This is a genomic window from Pseudomonas sp. R1-43-08 (assembly GCF_003852255.1).
Taxonomy (GTDB): Bacteria; Pseudomonadota; Gammaproteobacteria; order Pseudomonadales; family Pseudomonadaceae; genus Aquipseudomonas.
Map to the genome: position 1 here is coordinate 656129 of NZ_CP027734.1, position 20045 is coordinate 676173.

At 61.9% G+C, this 20045-nt stretch carries 15 protein-coding genes; 11 read left to right on the top strand and 4 right to left on the bottom strand.

What is annotated here, in order from left to right:
- The first annotated feature begins 151 nt into the window (after positions 1-151).
- The 6 genes from C4J87_RS02740 (at position 152) to C4J87_RS02770 (ending at position 10020) form a co-directional block, all read left to right on the top strand.
- A complete protein-coding gene (locus C4J87_RS02740; protein WP_124365634.1) occupies positions 152-1084 on the top strand; it encodes an NAD synthetase in 933 nt (310 codons plus the stop codon).
- Positions 1081-1530, top strand: coding sequence for a hypothetical protein (locus C4J87_RS02745; protein WP_124365635.1), 450 nt, complete (start codon positions 1081-1083; stop codon positions 1528-1530). The genes C4J87_RS02740 and C4J87_RS02745 overlap by 4 nt, the downstream gene beginning before the upstream one ends.
- A 1025-nt stretch (positions 1531-2555) precedes the next feature.
- Positions 2556-3005, top strand: a complete 450-nt coding sequence (locus tag C4J87_RS02755; protein ID WP_124365636.1) for a hypothetical protein — start codon at positions 2556-2558, stop codon at positions 3003-3005.
- A gap of 187 nt (positions 3006-3192) precedes the next feature.
- Positions 3193-6483, top strand: coding sequence for a DUF2126 domain-containing protein (locus C4J87_RS02760; protein ID WP_124365637.1), 3291 nt, complete (start codon positions 3193-3195; stop codon positions 6481-6483).
- A 160-nt stretch (positions 6484-6643) separates the two neighbouring features.
- A complete protein-coding gene (locus tag C4J87_RS02765; RefSeq protein ID WP_124365638.1) occupies positions 6644-9130 on the top strand; it encodes a circularly permuted type 2 ATP-grasp protein in 2487 nt (828 codons plus the stop codon).
- Positions 9130-10020 (top strand): transglutaminase family protein, encoded by an 891-nt coding sequence (locus tag C4J87_RS02770; RefSeq protein ID WP_124365639.1) that lies wholly within the window; start codon positions 9130-9132, stop codon positions 10018-10020. The genes C4J87_RS02765 and C4J87_RS02770 overlap by 1 nt, the downstream gene beginning before the upstream one ends.
- A gap of 115 nt (positions 10021-10135) precedes the next feature.
- Here the strand turns inward: C4J87_RS02770 and C4J87_RS02775 are convergent, their stop codons facing one another.
- Positions 10136-10318, bottom strand: coding sequence for a hypothetical protein (locus tag C4J87_RS02775; protein WP_057724239.1), 183 nt, complete (start codon positions 10316-10318; stop codon positions 10136-10138).
- Between the two features lie 332 nt (positions 10319-10650).
- On the opposite strand from C4J87_RS02775, the gene azu reads away from it, so the two are divergent.
- Positions 10651-11097 carry an azurin gene (azu, locus tag C4J87_RS02785; RefSeq protein ID WP_124365640.1) on the top strand — a complete coding sequence of 149 codons (447 nt, stop codon included), beginning with the start codon at positions 10651-10653 and terminating at the stop codon, positions 11095-11097.
- 136 nt (positions 11098-11233) lie between these two features.
- Here the strand turns inward: azu and nadE are convergent, their stop codons facing one another.
- The 3 genes from nadE to C4J87_RS02800 form a co-directional block, all read right to left on the bottom strand.
- Positions 11234-12061 carry an ammonia-dependent NAD(+) synthetase gene (gene nadE, locus C4J87_RS02790; RefSeq protein WP_124365641.1) on the bottom strand — a complete coding sequence of 276 codons (828 nt, stop codon included), beginning with the start codon at positions 12059-12061 and terminating at the stop codon, positions 11234-11236.
- A 3-nt stretch (positions 12062-12064) separates the two neighbouring features.
- Positions 12065-13279, bottom strand: coding sequence for a nicotinate phosphoribosyltransferase (gene pncB, locus C4J87_RS02795; RefSeq protein ID WP_124365642.1), 1215 nt, complete (start codon positions 13277-13279; stop codon positions 12065-12067).
- A 167-nt stretch (positions 13280-13446) separates the two neighbouring features.
- Positions 13447-14334 (bottom strand): LysR family transcriptional regulator, encoded by an 888-nt coding sequence (locus C4J87_RS02800; RefSeq protein WP_124365643.1) that lies wholly within the window; start codon positions 14332-14334, stop codon positions 13447-13449.
- 154 nt (positions 14335-14488) lie between these two features.
- Between C4J87_RS02800 and C4J87_RS02805 the strand changes: the two genes are divergently transcribed.
- The 4 genes from C4J87_RS02805 (at position 14489) to C4J87_RS02820 (ending at position 20044) form a co-directional block, all read left to right on the top strand.
- Entirely contained in the window at positions 14489-15979 is a 1491-nt protein-coding gene (locus C4J87_RS02805; protein ID WP_124365644.1) for an aldehyde dehydrogenase family protein, read from the top strand.
- A 155-nt stretch (positions 15980-16134) separates the two neighbouring features.
- Positions 16135-17418 (top strand): FAD-binding oxidoreductase, encoded by a 1284-nt coding sequence (locus tag C4J87_RS02810; RefSeq protein WP_124365645.1) that lies wholly within the window; start codon positions 16135-16137, stop codon positions 17416-17418.
- A gap of 374 nt (positions 17419-17792) precedes the next feature.
- Positions 17793-18929, top strand: coding sequence for a branched-chain amino acid ABC transporter substrate-binding protein (locus C4J87_RS02815; RefSeq protein WP_124361046.1), 1137 nt, complete (start codon positions 17793-17795; stop codon positions 18927-18929).
- A gap of 200 nt (positions 18930-19129) precedes the next feature.
- Positions 19130-20044 carry a branched-chain amino acid ABC transporter permease gene (locus tag C4J87_RS02820; protein WP_048727385.1) on the top strand — a complete coding sequence of 305 codons (915 nt, stop codon included), beginning with the start codon at positions 19130-19132 and terminating at the stop codon, positions 20042-20044.
- Position 20045: the final 1 nt, after the last annotated feature.

Genomic DNA, 20045 nt, shown 5'->3' on the forward strand with positions numbered 1-20045 from the left:
GAGCCTGTTTGGTAAGGTGGCGGGCATTGGATCGCTATCGGGAGCAAGCCCCCTCCCACATTCTGACCTGTGAATACATTCAAAATGTGGGAGGGGGCTTGCTCCCGATAGCGCCCGTCCAGTCCCCACCCAAACCAAGGAAGAACGCCCCATGAGCAACCCCCTGCTCACCATCGGCATGGACTCCAACCGCTCCCAGTTCATGGCGCGCCAGCGTATTGAAAGCCAGATCAACCTGCCGCGCCTGTTCGCGGCCATCGACGCCGACCCAGGCATCGTTGGCGCAGGCGTCGTCTACATCGACGCTGACTTCAACGTCATTACCCTGCGCGAATTCAAGCCGATTTGCAGTATCAAGCCCAAGCGCATCATTTTACGCGAGGCGCAGAAGTACATTTCGCCTGCCCAGTTTGTGGAACAGGTGAAGACAGATCCCCGTGAAGGACGCCTCCAGAAGGAGGCATTTGATATGGGGCTTTCCTGCGGCGCAGCGGTGATCGGTTGGATCGTGGTGTTCAGCGGCAGCGTCGCCGTTCCGTTCACAGCCGGTGCCAGCGCTTTTGTCGTGGGCATTGGCATTACGGCGGCGCTGGCCAGCAGCGCCCAATGCGGGTTTGGTGTTGCGCGTACCTATAACGAAGTGCTTGACCCAGATGCCAACGACCGCATGGACGACGCCGAATGGTATGGCGCGGTTTCACCCATCCTTGATGCGGCCTCGCTGGTGGGTATTGGCACGGGGGCCTTGACCACGGTTAGGCTGCTCAAGGCCAACAAGGCCGCCGCGTTGGGTAAGAGTTGGTATGAACTGCTCAAGGGCCTGAGCCGTCAGGAGCGCAAGAAGTTGACCAAGGAGTTGCTCAGCCTGCGCGATCCGAGCCTGACGCCCAAGTTACTCAAGCTGCAGCAGCGCGCCGGCAAGCTGACCAAGAGCTACAGCTCCACCGAAATCCGTCACGCCACCCTGACCCAATTGAAAGATGCGCTGGGCGGCCTATTGGGTATCACCGGTAGCTATCGAACAGGGCATGTCGGTACGGCCAGCACCATTGCGATCGGCTTGTACGAGGATTTGACCGAATGAGCGGCTTCCCCGATATGCGCAGTTTTCTCGCCCGTTATTTTCCGGTGTTCATGGGGACTGTTTTCATGGCGATCTTCTCCGGCTCAGTTGCCGTTTCCACGGCGGGCGTGACCTATTTGCGTGGGGTAGAGCCAGCGCTCAAGTCCAATTATTCCGGGGCTGCGATCCTGCTGCTGGTGGCGGTGCTGGTGTTTGGCAACGTGATGATCGCGCGTGGCTATCCCTGGGCGGCCAAGCTGGTGGCGGGATACCTAGGCGCATGCCTGTTGTTCGTCTTGCCGATGATTCAGTACGACCTCAATCGCCTGGTGTACGGCTCGGCGGTGTTATTCCCTCTGCTGGGGTTGCTGTTGCTCAACAGCAAGCGCCATCGCGAAATGCGTCAGCGGCTACTTGAAATACGGCGCCTGCGACAAGCCGTCGGCGCCAGGCACAAGGCCCCATGACTGCATAGGTATCTACATAACTGTGTAGCAGCCTACGGTAATCACGATGCGAAGCGAGCCGCTCTTGCTTGTGATCTTGCTTTTGATCTAGGCGCCCCGTTAAACCACGCTGGCCGGAATTCGATATTGATTTGGGGGGTAAACCGGCAGGGATGCCGGTTTAGCCGCCCCGCGCCATGGATGGCGCGTGGCGGCGGCCCCCCAAATCAATGTCGGATTACGGGCACACCGAGCCTAAGCGAGGTGCCGAGTGGTGGGCAAGAGCGTTTTGCTTACTTTTGCGCTTTTCAAAAGTGAGCCGCCGTAAGGGCGGAACCCATAGCAGCCGTTACCGCAGCAACGGATATGTACTCGCCTTGATCCAACATCTTGGTCGGCTGTCAGGCCGCTATCGGGAGCAAGCCCCCTCCCACATTTGGATCGCGCGGCATCAGTCAGATAGCTATAGGCCGCCAGCTCGCCACGGGAGCAAGCTCCCTCGCCACAGGTTCAGGGCTACGCCAAAGTGTGTAGATACCTACGGCTATCGAGGGCAAGTCCCCTCCCACATTTTGAATGTATTCACACATCCAAGTGTGGGAGGGGGCTTGCCCCCGATAGCGTCAGTTCAGTCACCCCCTTTCAAGGACGAGCCCCCATGAGCAACCCCCTGTTCAGCATCGGCCGACACAATTCGCTCAACATGTGATGAGCACCCCAGAGAGTCCAGGCTGATCGGCGAGGCCGTGAACACCGGGATCTCCTGTCTGGGTGCTGTCATCAGTTGGGCTGCGATTGCCAGCGGTACCCTCCTGGTGCCGTTCAGTGCGGTCGCTAGTTCCGTCGTCGTGGTGATAGGGTAGGCGGCGGGCGCGAGTTCGCTGCAATGCATCAATGGCTTGCCCGCACAACGCTTGAGGTGGCAGGCCCGAGGTCAACGATTGGCAGATCAAGGACGCCCTGAGCGCAGTCGTAGGGTTCGGCGGGAGCGCCTACTCCGGAAACGTCAATACCATCGCGATCGGGCTGTACGAGGAAGTAAAAGAATGGGCGAATTGATGACGCTCCGGGACTTTTTCAGGCATTACTTTCTGACGTTTCTGGGCGGCGTATTTGCGGCGTATTTTTCATTGGCGTTGGCCGTGGCGCTGGCGTTCGTCACCTATTTTGATGATGCGCCCCTTGCTCAAGTCGGGCTCAAGATCATGCTGGCCGGGGCGGTGTTCACGCTGCTGACGGTGCATAGCAACTTTATGATCTTGCGCGGTAAGCCCGCTTGGACATGGGTGATGGTCGGTATCTACGTCGCCTGCCTGCTGTTTGTGTTGCCGATGATCCAATACGGCCCTCATCGTGTTCTTTATGGGTTGGCGCTGGTTTTTCCACTGTTCGGGCTGCTGATACTCAACAGCAAGGGGCAGCGCGAGATGCGCGCCAAACTCGTTGAAATTCGCCACCTGCGCCAAGCCCTCGGCGCCAGGCACAAGGCCCCATGACTGGGTAGATTCGCCACCTCCCTCCAAAGGTTCGCCACAAATATGTGCGGCGGCTGCACCATGGCACGTACGATGGCGTTGTTTTGGTGCTGTACTGCACCGGGCTCCACGATAAAGCGCAATGACTGCCGCTCTGGCATAAGTCTTGCGCGCGTTGTGCCCATGCCCTGGCTCGCAGGAGGCCGCCGTGTCGATTCATGTCGCGTTGCACCACGTTACGCATTACCGCTACGACCGCGCTGTCGAACTCGGGCCGCAGATTGTGCGCTTGCGCCCGGCTGCCCACAGCCGCACGCGGATTTTGTCCTATGCGCTGAAAGTGCTGCCCGAGCAGCATTTCATCAACTGGCAGCAAGACCCCCAGGGCAACTACCTGGCACGCCTGGTGTTTCCGGAAAAGACTGACCAGCTGCGCATCGAAGTCGATCTGGTCGCCGAGATGGCGGTCTTCAACCCTTTCGACTTTTTCCTCGAGCCCTACGCCGAGAACATCCCTTTCAGCTACGCCGCCGATGAGCAGCGCGAGCTGGCGCCTTACCTGGAAACCTTGCCGCTGACGCCGAAGTTTGCCGCCTACCTGGCCGGTATCGACCGCACACCGTTGCCGGCCGTGGATTTCCTGGTCGGGCTCAACCAGCGCCTGGCCGCCGATATCGGCTACCTGATCCGCATGGAACCGGGCGTGCAAACCCCGGAATTCACCCTGGAAAACGCCTCGGGCTCGTGCCGCGATTCGGCCTGGCTGCTGGTGCAACTGCTGCGCAACCTGGGGCTGGCAGCGCGGTTTGTCTCTGGCTACCTGATCCAGCTCACCGCCGACGTCAAAGCCCTGGACGGCCCCTCCGGTACCGAAGTGGACTTCACTGACCTGCACGCCTGGTGCGAGGTGTATCTACCCGGCGCCGGCTGGATCGGCCTGGATGCCACCTCCGGGTTGTTCGCCGGTGAAGGGCATATTCCTTTGGCTTGCAGTCCCGATCCGTCATCCGCCGCACCAATCAGTGGGCTGGTGGAACCGTGCGCGTGCGAATTCACGCACGAAATGTCGGTAGAGCGAATTTGGGAGGCCCCACGGGTCACCAAGCCCTACACCGAAGAGCAGTGGCTGGCGATCCAGGCCCTGGGTCGGCAGATCGATGGTGACCTGCTCAGGGACGATGTGCGCCTGACCATGGGCGGCGAACCGACGTTCGTGTCCATCGACGACCCCGACGGCGCCGAGTGGAACACCGCCGCCCTGGGGCCGGACAAGCGCCGCTTGTCCGCTGAACTTTTCCAGCGCCTGCGCAAGCACTACGCGCCCCAGGGCCTGGTGCACTTCGGCCAGGGCAAGTGGTACCCCGGCGAGCAACTGCCGCGCTGGTCGCTCAACTGCTACTGGCGCCGCGACGGCGTGCCGATCTGGCACAACAGTGCGCTGATCGCCGATGAGCAAGCAGACTATGGTGCGGATGGCCCGTTGGCCGGGCGCTTCCTGGCCAGCGTTGCCGAACGCCTCAAGCTGCCGGCGCGCTTTGTGTTTCCGGCGTTCGAAGACAATTTCTACTACCTGTGGCGCGAAGGCGCGCTGCCGCAAAACGTCACTGCCCAGGACCCGCGTTTAACCGACGACCTGGAGCGCGAACGCCTGCGCAAAGTCTTCGGCCAAGGCTTGGATAAAATCATCGGCCAGGTGCTGCCGCTGGCGCGCACTGCCGCCAATGATCGCTGGCAGAGCGGGCGCTGGTACCTGCGCGACAATCACTGCCGCCTGGTGCCCGGCGATTCGCCGTTGGGTTATCGACTGCCGTTGGCCTCGCAGCCTTGGGTGACGGCGGCGGAATATCCGTTCGTGCATCCGACCGACCCGAATCAGGATCAACCGCAACTGCCGACCACCGCGCAACTGCAAAGCCATGGTGAGCCCGCGCCGAGTGAAGAGCGTGCGCCACAGCTGGATGAATCCGCCGACTGGCTGACCCGCACCGCGCTGTGTGCCGAAGCACGGGAAGGGCGCCTCTATCTGTTCATGCCGCCGCTGGAGCGCGTGGAAGACTATCTGGAGCTGGTGACGGCCATCGAGGCCACCGCTGAAGAACTGCATTGCCCGGTGTTGCTGGAGGGCTATGAGCCGCCGGCCGATACGCGCCTGAGCAACTTTCGCGTCACGCCGGACCCTGGCGTGATCGAGGTCAACGTACAGCCGTCCGCCACCTGGGACGAGTTGGTGGAACGCACCGAGTTTCTTTACGAAGAGGCGCGGCAAACCCGCCTGACCACCGAGAAATTCATGATCGACGGCCGCCACACCGGCACCGGCGGCGGCAACCATTTCGTGTTGGGCGGCGCGACACCCAAGGACTCACCGTTCCTGCGCCGGCCCGACCTGCTGCGCAGCCTGATCAGTTACTGGCACAACCATCCATCGCTGTCCTATCTGTTTTCCGGCCTGTTTATCGGCCCGACGTCCCAGGCACCCCGGGTGGATGAAGCGCGCAACGACGCACTGTATGAGCTGGAAATCGCCTTTGCGCAAATGCCCGCGCCGGGCGAAGAATGCCCGCCCTGGCTGGTCGACCGGCTGCTGCGCAACCTGCTGATCGATGTTACGGGCAATACCCATCGTGCCGAGTTCTGCATCGACAAGCTCTATTCCCCCGACGGCGCCACCGGCCGTCTGGGCCTGTTGGAACTGCGCGCATTTGAAATGCCGCCCCATGCGCGCATGAGCCTCACCCAGCAATTGCTGTTGCGGGCGCTGGTCGCGCGTTTCTGGCGTGAGCCTTATGCGCCACCGAAGCTGGCGCGCTGGGGCACCGAACTGCATGACCGCTTCTTGCTGCCGCACTTTATCGAGCAGGATTTCGCGGATGTGATCGTCGAGCTCAACGCCGCCGGTTACCCGCTGCGCGCCGAGTGGTTTGCCGCGCACCTGGAATTCCGATTCCCCAAGGTCGGCGACTATGCCGTCAGTGGTATCGAGCTGGAGCTGCGTCAGGCCCTGGAACCTTGGCATGTGCTGGGCGAGGAGGGCGCGGTGGGCGGCACGGTACGGTATGTGGATTCGTCCTTGGAACGCCTGCAGGTGAAATTGAGCGGCTTGCCGGCGCAACGCTATCTGCTGACCTGCAACGGCATCCCGGTGCCGCTGCAGCCCACCGGCCGCGTCGGCGAGTTCGTCGCCGGCGTGCGTTACCGTGCCTGGCAACCGTCCAACTGCCTGCAACCGACCATCGCGGTGCATGCGCCGTTGGTGTTCGACCTGCTGGACACCTGGATGCAGCGTTCGCTGGGCGGCTGCCAATACCACGTGGCCCATCCGGGCGGGCGCAATTACGACAGCTTGCCGGTGAATGCCAATGAAGCCGAGAGCCGGCGGATGGCGCGGTTTTTCCGCTTGGGGCATAGTCCAGGCAAGCTGGACGTACCAACTGTAGTTATCAACGATGAATTGCCAATGACTCTCGACCTGCGGCGTTTCCCCAATAAAAATGATTGAACGCGATCCAGATGTGGGAGGGGGCTTGCTCCCGATGGCGCAGCATCAGCCGATACATGAGTTGACTGATTCACCGCCATCGGGAGCAAGCCCCCTCCCACAGGGGATTTGCAGTGTTTGTTGAGTTAACCTGACTTCCCTTGCCTCTGCCGAGCGTTCCATGTCCGACTTGCTCGACCGTTACCCCCTTACCCCAGGCACCTATCACGAACTGCTGGATGACAGCGGCGCAGTGCGGGCCCATTGGCAGCGCCTGCTCGACCACCTGCAACGCAGCACGCCGGCCCAACTGGCCCAGCGCCAGGCATTGCTGACCCGGCAGATTCAGGAAAACGGCGTGACCTACAACGTCTACGCCGACCCCAAGGGCGCCGATCGTCCGTGGGAACTGGACCTGTTGCCCCATGTGCTGGCTGCTGATGAGTGGCAGCATCTGTCGGCCGGTATTGCCCAGCGGGCGCGTCTGCTCAATGCCGTCCTCGCCGACCTCTATGGCCCGCAGCGCCTGATCAAAGAAGGCCTGCTGCCCGCCGAGCTGGTCTTTGGCCACAACAACTTTCTCTGGCCGTGCCAGGGCATCCAGCCGCCGGACGGGGCCTTTCTGCACCTGTTCGCCGTGGACCTGGCCCGCACGCCGGATGGTCGCTGGTGGGTGACCGCCGACCGAACCCAAGCCCCGTCGGGCGCCGGCTACGCCCTGGAAAACCGTACCATCGTGTCCCGCGCCTTCCCGGATCTGTACCGTGACCTGCAGGTGCAACACCTCACCGGTTTCTTCCGCACCCTCCAGGACACCCTGGCCCGCCAGGCGCCCGGCGATGACCAGCCGCCGCTGATCGTATTGCTCACGCCGGGGCGCTTCAACGAAAGCTATTTCGAACATCTCTACCTCGCCCGTCAGCTCGGTTACCCGCTGGTGGAAGGCGGCGACCTCACCGTGCGTGACAGCACGGTGTTCCTCAAAACCCTCAGTGGCCTGCGCCGCGTCAACGCGATCATGCGTCGCCTGGACGACGACTTTTGCGACCCCCTGGAGCTGCGCACCGATTCGGCCCTCGGCGTACCCGGCCTGCTCGATGCCGTGCGCCAAGGCAATGTGCTGGTGGCCAATGCCCTGGGCAGTGGCGTGCTGGAGTCGCCGGGGCTGCTCGGTTTCCTGCCGAAGATCAACGAGTTTTTATTTGGTGAACAACTGATCCTGCCGTCCATCGCCACCTGGTGGTGCGGTGAGGCGCCGGTGCTGGCCGAGGCGCTGGAAAAGCTGCCGCAGTTGCTGATCAAACCGGCATTCCCCTCGCAGAGTTTCGCCCCGGTATTCGGGCGCGACCTGAACGCCGAACAACGCCAGGCCCTGGCCGAACGCATGCGCGCGCGGCCCTACGCCTACGTCGCCCAGGAGTTGGCGCAGCTGTCCCAGGCGCCGGTGTGGCACACCGTGGATGACCACTTGCAACACCGCGCCATCGGCATGCGCGTGTACGCCGTGGCCAGTGACGACGGCTACCGCGTACTGCCCGGCGGCTTGACCCGCGTGGCCGCCGACGCCGACGCCGAAGTGGTGTCGATGCAGCGCGGCGGTGCGAGCAAGGACACCTGGGTACTCGGCGAGCGTGCCCCCGGTGGCGAGCAATGGCGCGCCCAGCGCGCGATCGGCGCACACGACCTGGTGCGCCGCGATCCGTATCTGCCGTCACGCGTGGTAGAAAACCTGTTCTGGTTTGGGCGTTATTGCGAGCGCTGTGATGACAGCGCGCGCTGGCTGCGTATCGTGCTGGCGCGCTATGTCGACGGCGACGATCCGTTGGCGCTGCAGGCGGCGGTGGAGCTGGGTGAGAGCCTGCGATTGTTGCCGGATGAAGGGGCGCTTCCCGAACGCTTGCTGGCCGCGTTGCTCGGCGATGACTGGCCGTCGAGCCTGCGCGCCAATCTGCAGCGCTTGCAGTGGGCGGCGTCCCAGGTGCGCGGCAAGTTGTCCCGGGAAAACTGGCAGGCCCTGGTGGAACTGCAACGCGAAGCCATGGAGCTAGAGAGCGAAACCCCAGACTTCGGTCAACTGCTGGATTTCCTCAACCGCCTGGTGATGTCCCTGGCGGCGCTGTCGGGGTTTGCCCTGGACGACATGACCCGCGATGAAGGCTGGCGCTTCTTGATGATGGGGCGGCGTATCGAGCGCCTGCAGTTTCTCAGCAGCAGCCTTGCCGCGTTCCTGCGCGGTGTGGCGGTATTCGATCAGGCGGGGTTGGAGTGGTTGCTGGAGCTGGGCAACAGCAGCATCACCTACCGCTCGCGTTACCTCGCAGTGCCGCAACTGATTCCGGTGCTCGACCTGCTGTTGCTCGACGAGCAGAACCCCCATGCGGTGCTGTTCCAGCTGAAACTGGTGAGCCGTACCTTGCGGCGCTTGAACGATGATTTCGGCGTACCACGGGAAACCGGCCTGGGGCCGTTGGTGGAGCAGTTGGCGCGCTTTGACCTGGGGTGCCTGGAGAACCCGCTGTTCGGCGAATCCAGCGTGCGTGCCGCGTTGGATGGCCTGGCCGACCTGCTGCAAGCGGTGGCCGATGAGAGTGGGCAAGTGTCGGATCGCCTGGCCTTGCGTCACTTTGCCCATGTGGATGATGTCAGCCAGCAAACGGTGTCGGTGTGATGAGTGCGCGCTACCAGATTTTCCATGACACCCATTATCACTACGACAGTCCGGTGTCCCTGGCCCAGCAGCTGGCGCATTTATGGCCACGGCCCTGTGCGTGGCAACGCTGCACCTGGCAAACCCTGGATATCAGCCCGCAGCCCTCTTCACGCCGCGATGAACTGGACGTGTTCGGCAACCCGATCACGCGCCTGGCGTTCGAGCGGCCCCATGATGAACTGTTGGTCAATGCAGGGCTGACCGTGGAAGTGCTGGCGCGACCCGCGTTGGACTTTTGGCAATCGCCGCCGTGGGACCGCACCCGTGACAGCCTCACCTACAGCAGCCAACCGCTGTCGCTGGAGGTGATCGAAGCCTGCCGCTATCGCTTCGAATCGCCTTACGTGCATTTGAAAAAAACCTTCGTCGAATTCTCCGAAAGCTGCTTCCCGCCTGGCGCGCCGTTGTTGATAGGCGTGCAGGCGTTGATGCACAAGATCTTCAGCGAATTCACCTTTGATGCCGAAGCCACGCAGGTCGCCACGCCGCTGGTGGAAGTGCTGGAGCGCCGTCGCGGCGTGTGCCAGGACTTCGCCCACCTGATGCTCGCCTGCCTGCGTTCGCGGGGGCTGGCGGCACGCTATATCAGCGGCTACCTGCTGACCCAGCCACCGCCCGGCCAGCCACGGCTGATCGGCGCCGATGCGTCGCATGCATGGGTGTCGGTGTTCTGCCCGGAGTCGGGCTGGGTAGACTTCGATCCAACGAATAATGTGCAGCCGGCGCTGGAGCACATCACCCTGGCGTGGGGCCGGGATTTTTCCGATGTGTCGCCGTTGCGAGGGGTGATCCTGGGAGGAGGGAGCCATGACCCGGAGGTGCGGGTGACGGTGATGCCGCTGATGTAACGGGATCGTTCCCACGCTCTGCGTGGGAACGCCTGCGGTGACGCTCAGCGTCACTGTGCGCCGGGACGCGGAACGTCCAAGGCTGCATTCCCACGCAGAGCGTGGGAACGATCAATTATTCAGCCGGGTCTTTCGGGGTTTCAGTCTCGTCTGCTGCCACTTCACCTTCCGCATCCGGGTTCAGTGCACCCGCTTCTTCATCTGCAGCGGCTTTCTTGCGTTGCAGCTTTTCCTCTTTCTTCTGTTCCTTGGCCAAGTCTCTCTGACGTTTGGCGAAGGAGTAATTAGGTTTGGCCATGGGCGATCCTCTAGGGTACGAAGGTGAGGGTGGGCGGCGCGCGGCTGCCTTGGGTCGCTATGGTAGCAGCTTCGCAGCGCGCTTGGCCTTCACTTACCGCTGGCGTAAGCGGCCAGCAGGCCGTTGAACAGTTGATTGAGGTGCATGGCTCAGGCTCCAAGGGGGATGGGCCGATCATATTCGGTTGCCGCGACGTTGGCTGGTAGATTGTATTGATCAGGCTGATAGCCTAAAGTTGTATACAATCTGTTGATGCAGATCATAAGAACTCACGCCTGAATGAGGCACCCTTGTCGCAATACGCGTTATTCAACCCTGCCTTGGAGATTCACATGTTCGCCAAACTCGTTGCTGTTTCCCTGCTGACTCTGGCTAGCGGCCAGTTGCTTGCCGCAGAGTGCAAGGTCACTGTCGACTCCACCGACCAGATGTCGTTCAACACCAAAGAAATCACCATCGACAAGAGCTGCAAGCAGTTCACCGTTGAGCTGACTCACTCTGGCAGCCTGCCGAAAAACGTCATGGGCCATAACTGGGTGCTGACCAGCGCAGCCAACATGCAGCCAGTTGCCACCGACGGCATGGCCGCTGGCATCGACAAGGACTACCTGAAAGCAGGTGACGACCGCATCATCGCCCACACCAAGATCATTGGCGCTGGTGAGAAAGATTCGGTGACCTTCGATGTGTCTAAACTGGCCGCAGGTACCGATTACGCGTTCTTCTGCTCGTTCCCAGGCCACATCTCGATGATGAAAGGGACTGTGGTCGTCAAATAAGACCGCGTTATCGTTCATCGGGGGCAAGCCCCCTCCCACAGTTGACCGAGTTCCAGCATGAGAATGCGGTCGAATGTGGGAGGGGGCTTGCTCCCGATGGCATTCTGACAATCAACGCAAAACCCTCTGCCTCACCTCAAGGCGCAAACGGCATCACGCGCTTGTGCTCAGTCTTGCGGTACGTCTCGCAAATAATCCTGAACGCCTCCTCACGCACCGGCTCGCTGTGCAGGAACGCATCGATCTCGGCATAGGTCACGCCATGTGACGCTTCGTCCGGCTTGCCCGGCGACAGGTCTTCCAGGTCGGCGGTCGGCACTTTCTCCACCAACGACTCCGGCGCGCCGAAATGCCGCGCAATCGCCCGCACCTGGTTTTTCACCAGCCCGCTCAGCGGCGCCAGGTCGCAGGCGCCGTCACCGAACTTGGTGAAGAAGCCCATGACCGCTTCTGCCGCATGGTCGGTGCCGATCACCAGCCCACCGGCCGCGCCCGCGATGGTGTACTGCGCGACCATGCGCATGCGCGCCTTGGTGTTGCCCAGCACGAAGTCGCGGGAGGCCACCGGTTTGCCCTCGAACGCCGCGACTTCATTGGCCAGGGCTTTGACCGCCGGGCCGATGTTGACGGTGTGGCGCTCGTCCGGTTCGATGAAGTCCACCGACGCCTGGGCTTCGAGTTCGTCGAACTGGGTTTCGTAGGGCAGGCGCACGGCGATAAACCGAAAGGCCTCGTCGCCGCTGCTGGCGCGCAGTTCCTGCACGGCGCGCTGGGCCAAGAGGCCTGCGGTCAGGGAGTCGACACCGCCACTGATGCCCAGTACCAACGACTTGAGCCCGGAATTGCGCAGGCAGTCCTGGATAAAGGCCACGCGCCTGGCGACTTCTGCCTCAAGGGCGGCCTGGTCTTTGAACGGCGCTTGCACCTTGAGCTGCTGCGCAATCTCACGCTGTACGGCTTGCATGATTCACTCCTTGCTGGATAGGGCAGGTACTTTGAAAACGTGACGCAAATAGGCGACGAAATTGGGGTCGGTGCAGTGGGTCTTGCCCGCTTCATCGGAAATCTTCGCGACGGGCTGGCCATTGCAGGCGGTCATTTTAAGCACGATGCTCATCGGTTCCACCCCTGGAATATCGCAGGTCAGGTTGGTGCCGATGCCAAAGCTCACATTGATGCGACCGCGCAGCGCACGGAAAATCTCCAGGGCCTTGGGCAGTGTGAGGCTGTCGGAGAACACCAGGGTCTTGCTCATCGGCTCGATGCCGAGCTTGTGGTAATGAGCGATGGCTTTTTCCGCCCACTGCACCGGGTCGCCGGAGTCGTGGCGCAGGCCATCGAACAGCTTGGCGAAGTACAAATCGAAGTCGCCGAGGAACGCGTCGGTGGTGATGCAGTCGGTCAGGGCGATGCCCAGCAGGCCACGGTACTCGCGGACCCAGCAATCAAGGGCGGCGATCTGGCTGTCGATCAGGCGCGGGCCGAGTTGCTGGTGGGCTATGATCCACTCATGGGCCATGGTGCCCAACGGCTTCATATCGAACTCGCGGGCCAGGTGCACGTTGCTGGTGCCGACAAAACGCCCAGGGAAGTCGTGCTTGAGCACGCTGACCACTTCCTCCTGCACCCGGTACGAGAAGCGCCGACGTGTGCCGAAGTCGGCCACTTGCAACTCGGACAGCTCATCGCTGCTGGCGTTGGCGGTCAGCCAGTCGAACTTGCGGTACAGCTGCTCGCGGGCCTGCTCCAGGATCACGGTCTGGTAGCGGTAGCGGTTACGCACTTCGCTGACGATGGCCAGCATCGGCACTTCAAACAGGATTACATGCAGCCACGGCCCGCGCAGGCGGATAAACAGCTCGCCGTTCTCGATACCGGTCTGCACGTAGCGCAGGTTGAAACGGAACAGCCCGAGAAAACGCAAGAAATCCGGCTTCATGAAGCTGATGCGTTCCAGGAAGCCCAGTTGGTCCGGGCTCAGGCTCAGCTCGGCGAGGCGCTCGATCTGGTAGCGAATCTCCGCCAGGTAAGGGCGCAGGTCTTCGCTGTTGCGGCAACGAAACTCCCATTCAACCTCCACGTTCGGGTAGTTGTGCAGCACCGCCTGCATCATGGTCAGCTTGTAGAAGTCGGTGTCGAGCAGGTTCTGCACGATGCGATCGGCAAACACACTCTCGCTCATAACGGGAATCTCCAGACGGGTCGGCGAGGGGCGCCGGCCTTTACGCTCAATTGAGGAAGGGGGCTAGTGGCGCATAGACCTGTGGGGTTTTGCCAGTGATTTTTTTGGTGTGGCTACTGGCCTCATCGGGAGCAAGCCCCCTCCCACAGTTGAAATGCATCCCAGAATCAGACCTGCTCCAGCATCCACTTCACAAATTCGCGCACCTTGGGCACCTCCGCCGAATGCTCCGGATAGGAGAGGTAATACGCATCCTGGCTCGGCATTGCATGCTGCCAGGGAATCACCAGCTTGCCGTCGGCCAGTTCCTCTTCCACCAGAAAGCGTGGCAGCAGCGCCACGCCGCAGCCGACTTGCGCCGCGCGAATGCACATATAAAAGGTGTCAAAGCGCGGCCCGTGGTAACTGTGCTCGGTGTGGAAGCCCTGGCTGGCGAACCAGTCATGCCAGCCTTGAGGGCGTGAGGCGTTTTGCAGAAGCACCAGCTCGCTCAGTTGGGTGGGGTCGGTGAACGGCGCTGTCGGCAGGCTCTCCGGGGCGCACACAGGGATGAGTTCTTCGCTGAACAACTTCAGGCTTTCGGTGCCGGGGCGTGAACCCTGGCCGAAGTAGAACGCCATGTCGGCCTTGCCTTGCAGCAGTTCGTCCGGTTCCTGTTCGTTGCACAGGTCCAAATGAATCTGCGGGTGGCGCAGGCGCCAGCCCTTGAGGCGCGGCACCAGCCAGCGCGCACCGAAGGTGTAGGGCGTGGACACGCGCAGTACTTCGGTTTCGCCGCCGTAGGAACGCAGGTAATGGGTAGACATCTCCACCTGGGTGAGGATCTTGCGCACTTCCACCAGGTACAGATCGCCCGCCGGGGTCATCTGCAAGCGGCGCCGCACCCGGCGAAACAGCAGGTGTTGCAGCAACTCTTCCAGCTGCGCCACCTGTTTGCTCACCGCGCTTTGGGTGAGGTTCAGTTCCTCGGCGGCGCGGGTAAAGCTCAGGTGGCGGGTGGCGGCTTCGAAACACTGCAGGGCGGTGATCGAGGGCAAATGTCTTTTGTTCAGCACGGCATGCCTCTTTTTATTCTTTGCATGAATAAACGGAATGATATCTCGCCTAATCGTCGTTTGTTGGCAAGTCTTGGGCCAGCTACAAATGAGGCCTGGATCGCCGCGCCGGTTGCGGCGCACATTTTTCTGCTTTTGTTTGAAGGAGTGACCCATGGTTGCCGCATTGCTTGACCGTCTAGGGGTAGACCCGGCGCTGTACCAGGCGGGTACACAACCCGTGCATTCGCCGATCGATGGCAGCCGTATCGGCAGTGTGCACTGGGAAGGCGCCGCCGAGGTGGAGCAGCAGGTCAGTCGCGCCGAGCATGCATTCGACGCCTGGCGCAAAGTGCCGGCCCCGCGTCGCGGCGAGCTGGTGCGCCAGTTGGGCGACATGTTGCGCCAGTACAAGGCCGACCTTGGCGAGCTGGTATCCTGGGAAGCCGGCAAGATCACCCAGGAAGGCCTGGGTGAAGTACAGGAAATGATCGACATCTGCGACTTCGCCGTCGGCTTGTCACGCCAACTCTACGGCTTGACCATCGCCTCCGAGCGCCCCGGCCACCATATGCGGGAAACCTGGCACCCGCTGGGCGTGGTCGGCGTGATCAGCGCGTTCAATTTCCCGGTTGCCGTGTGGGCGTGGAACACCACGCTGGCGCTGGTGTGCGGCAATGCGGTGATCTGGAAACCGTCGGAAAAGACCCCGCTCACCGCGCTGGCCTGCCAGGCGCTGTTCGAACGGGTGTTGAAGAATTTCAAGGATGCACCGCAGTACCTCAGCCAAGTGATTATCGGCGGTCGCGATGCCGGCGCCGCGCTGGTGGATGACCCGCGTGTGGCGCTGATCAGCGCCACCGGCAGCACCCGCATGGGCCGCGAAGTGGCGCCGAAAGTTGCCGCGCGCTTTGCCCGCAGCATCCTCGAACTGGGCGGCAACAATGCGATGATCCTCAGCCCCAGCGCCGACCTGGACATGGCCGTGCGCGCCATCCTGTTCAGTGCGGTCGGCACCGCCGGCCAGCGGTGCACCACCCTGCGCCGGCTGATTGCCCATGAGTCGGTCAAGGCCGACATCGTCACCCGCCTCAAGGCCGCCTACGCCAAGGTGCGCATCGGCCACCCGCTGGAAGGCAACCTGATCGGTCCGCTGATCGACAAGCACGGCTTCGACAACATGCAGGACGCCCTGGAGCAAGCTCTGAGCGAGGGCGGCAAGGTGTTCGGCGGCAAGCGCCAGCTCGAAGACCAGTTCCCCAACGCCTACTACGTGTCGCCGGCGATTGTGGAAATGCCCGAGCAGAGCGACGTAGTGTGCACCGAAACGTTCGCGCCGATTCTGTATGTGGTCGGCTACACCGACTTCGCCGAGGCCCTGCGCCTGAACAACGCGGTGCCACAGGGCTTGTCGTCATGCATCTTCACGACCGATGTGCGCGAAGCCGAGCAGTTCATGTCGGCGGTGGGCAGTGACTGCGGCATTGCCAACGTCAACATCGGCCCGAGTGGCGCGGAAATCGGTGGTGCGTTTGGCGGTGAGAAGGAGACGGGCGGCGGGCGTGAGTCGGGCTCGGATGCGTGGCGCGGGTATATGCGGCGCCAGACCAATACCGTGAACTACTCGCTGGAGTTGCCATTAGCTCAAGGCATTACATTCGACTAAAGCCGCAGTGATGATGATCGTTCCCACGCTCCGCGTGGGACTGCATCCTGTGACGCTCCGCGTCACGACGTTAAAGCGGACGCGGAGCGTCCAGGGCTAAATTCCCACGCAGAGCGTGGGAACGATCGGTGGTGGGTCCATCCCGGAGTCTGGCAATGCCTTTACGCGAAACATGTTTGTGGGAACACCTCACCCCGAGCCGGCCGGATCGCGCTGCGCTCAAAGGCGAAATCAAGGTGGATGTGTGCGTGATCGGTGCCGGCATCACCGGTTTGTCGGCGGCCATTCACTTGCTGGAACAGGGTAAAAGCGTCGCGGTGCTGGAGGCTCACCGCACCGGCCATGGCGGTTCGGGGCGCAACGTCGGGCTGGTCAACGCCGGCATGTGGATCCCGCCGGATGAGATCGAAGCCGGTTTCGGCGAAGCCGTGGGCAGTCAGCTCAACCGCATGTTGGGCGCCGCGCCGTCGCTGGTGTTCGGCCTGATCGACAAATACGCCATCGATTGCCAACTGCGCCGCGAGGGCACCTTGCACATGGCACACAACGCTCGTGGCGAGGCGGACTTGCGCAGCCGCGAAGCGCAATGGAAGCGCCGCGGTGCGCCGGTCGAGTTGCTGACCGGGCAGGCGTGCGAGCAGGCCACCGGCACCACGAAAATCGCCGCCGCGTTGCTGGACCGACGCGCCGGTACCCTGAACCCGATGGCCTACACCTGCGGCCTGGCGAATGCGGCAGTCGGGTTGGGCGGGCAGTTATTCGATCATTCCCCGGTTACCCAGCTTGAGCGCCAGGGCGCAGACTGGCTGGTGCAGACCGCCCATGGCGCGGTGCGGGCCGCACAGGTGGTGATCGCTTCCAATGCCTACACCGAAGGCGAATGGACCGAGCTGCGCCGCAATTTCTTCCCAGGTTATTACTATCAGGTTGCGTCGGCACCGCTCACCGATGACGCCGCCACACGCATCCTGCCGGGTGGCCAGGGTTCATGGGATACGCGCCAGGTGCTGAGCAGCATCCGCCGCGATGCCGATGGCCGCCTGTTGCTCGGTAGCCTGGGCAACGGCAACCAGAAACCGGCCTGGTTCCTCAAGGCGTGGGCCGATCGGGTGCAGCAGCACTACTTCCCGTATCTCAAATCGGTGCAGTGGGAATACACCTGGACCGGCTGCATCGCCTTTACGCCCGATCACCTGATGCGTTTGTTCGAGCCGGCGCCGGGGCTGGTGGCGGTCACCGGCTATAACGGGCGGGGAGTGACCACCGGCAGCGTGGTCGGTAAAGCGTTTGCCGACTATTTGTGTCACCAGAATCCCCAGGCGCTGCCGATTCCCTTTACACCGATGCAGCCGCTGGCGGGCGCAGGCCTGCGCAGTTGCCTGTATGAAGCGGGATTCTCGCTGTATCACGCGGGGCAATGCCTGCGGATCGTGATCTGATCCGCGAAATAGCGCGCGGAAGCCGGCATTTTCTTAGCCGGCTACCCATCTGTATTGGTGCAAGTCGTAGCAATCGCGCACTGTAAATGTGCAGTTCCGTTACGCACCTGGTTACAACTAGCGGAGCGGTCGTTTATCCCTCCGGTTGCAGGTGCCACCGTTCGGGGTTGTACTTTTTTTGCTTGCCGGTTGCACCTGTCGGGGCTAGACGGTTGCACGTCCTGGCGAAAGGACTCGAAACGCCAGCAATAACAATGACACCGTGTCTTTTTGAAGAATAAAAAAGTAATGGCACGCGGCTTGCTCTGAGCTTTCAGTGAAAAGTTTGAATGCAAGTTGTCGTGCCAAAAATCAAAAATATCGGAGCACCACTCATGTCCCAGACGTTTTACAAGAAAGGTTTTCTGGCCCTCGCCGTTGCAGCGGCGCTGGGTGTTTCTACGTTTGTTCAAGCTGATGTGAAAATTGGCGTGGCAGGCCCGATGACGGGTGCCAACGCCGCTTTCGGTGAGCAGTACATGAAGGGTGCCCAGGCGGCAGCCGATGAGGTCAACAAGGCGGGTGGCGTCAACGGCGAGAAGATCGTGCTGGTGGCCGGCGATGACGCCTGCGAGCCGAAACAAGCGGTGGCCGTGGCCAACCGCCTGGCCGACCAGGACAAAGTGATCGGCGTGGTCGGGCACTTCTGCTCCTCCAACACCATCCCGGCCTCCGAGGTGTATGACGAAGCGGGCATCATTGCAATCACCCCAGGCTCCACCAACCCCCAGGTGACCGAGCGCGGCCTGGGCGCCATGTTCCGCATGTGCGGGCGTGACGACCAGCAAGGCATCGTCGCCGGCGACTACATCGTCGACGTGCTCAAGGGCAAGAAAGTCGCGGTCATCAACGACAAGGACACCTACGGCAAGGGCCTGGCCGACGCCACCGCTGCCCAGTTGACCAAGCGCGGCGTGAAGCCGGTGCTGGAAGAAGGCCTGACCCGTGGCGAGAAAGACTTCAGCGCGCTGGTCACCAAGATCCGCTCCCTGGGCGCCGACGTCGTGTACTTCGGCGGCCTGCACCCGGAAGCCGGCCCGCTGGTTCGCCAGATTCGTGAAGCTGGTTTGAAAGACGTCAAGTTCATGTCCGATGACGGCATAGTGACCGACGAACTGGTGGCGACCGCCGGTGGTGCGCAGTACGTGGACGGCGTCTACATGACCTTCGGCGCCGACCCGCGCCTGCTGCCGGACAGCAAGGCGGTGGTCGAGCAGTTCCGTAAAAACGGCACCGAACCCGAAGGCTACACCCTGTACGCCTACGCCTCGATCCAGGCCCTGGCCGCCGGCTTCAACGGCGCCAAGTCGAACAAGGGCGAGGACGCGGCCAAGTGGCTGAAGGCTCACCCGGTTAAAACCGTCATGGGCGAAAAGGCCTGGGATACCAAGGGCGACCTGAAAATCTCCGACTATGTGGTTTACCAGTGGGACAAAGACGGTAAATACCACCAGCTGGAAAAGCAGAAGTAAGGCTCTGCACCACAGTCCCAATGTGGGAGGGGGCTTGCTCCCGATAGCGGTGGATCAGGTTCAAATCTATTGACTGGCACACCGCAATCGGGAGCAAGCCCCCTCCCACAGGAGACCGTGCTGTTATCAAGATCTGTCTTTTCCTCCAGAAGCGCCGCACACCCACCGGTGTGCAGGTGCTCACCGCGTGAGATTGCGTTATGGATGGTATTTTCCTGCAGCAACTGGTCAACGGCCTGACCCTCGGGTCGGTCTATGGCCTGATCGCCATCGGCTACACAATGGTCTATGGCATCATTGGCATGATCAACTTCGCCCACGGCGAGGTTTATATGATTTCCGCTTACCTCGCGGCGATCAGTCTGGCACTGCTGGCTTACTTCGGCATCGAATCCTTCCCGCTGCTCATCCTCGGCACTTTGGTCTTCACCGTCGTCGTCACCGGCGTGTACGGTTGGGTCATCGAACGTGTCGCCTACAAACCGCTGCGCAACTCCACCCGACTGGCTCCGCTGATCAGCGCCATCGGTATCTCGCTGATCCTGCAGAACTACGCGCAGATCGCCCAAGGCGCCAAGCAACAAGGCATTCCCACCCTGCTGGCCGGCGCCTGGCGCGTCGATATCGGCACCGGGTTCGTGCAACTCACCTACACCAAAGTGTTCATCCTCGTGGCGGCATTCGCCGGCATGGCGCTGCTCACCTACATCATCAAATACACCAAGCTCGGCCGCATGTGCCGCGCCACTCAGCAAGACCGCAAGATGGCCTCGATCCTGGGCATCAACACCGACCGCGTGATCTCCTACGTATTCGTCATCGGCGCCGCCATGGCCGCGCTGGCCGGCGTGCTGATCACCCTCAATTACGGCACCTTCGACTTCTATGCCGGCTTCATCATCGGCATCAAGGCGTTTACCGCAGCGGTACTCGGCGGCATCGGCTCCCTGCCTGGGGCGATGCTGGGCGGGATCATCCTCGGTATCTCCGAGTCGCTGTTCTCGGGGTTGATCAACTCCGACTACAAAGACGTGTTCAGTTTCTCCCTGCTGGTGGTGATTCTGATTTTCCGTCCCCAGGGCCTGCTTGGTCGCCCACTTGTGGCGAAGGTGTAAA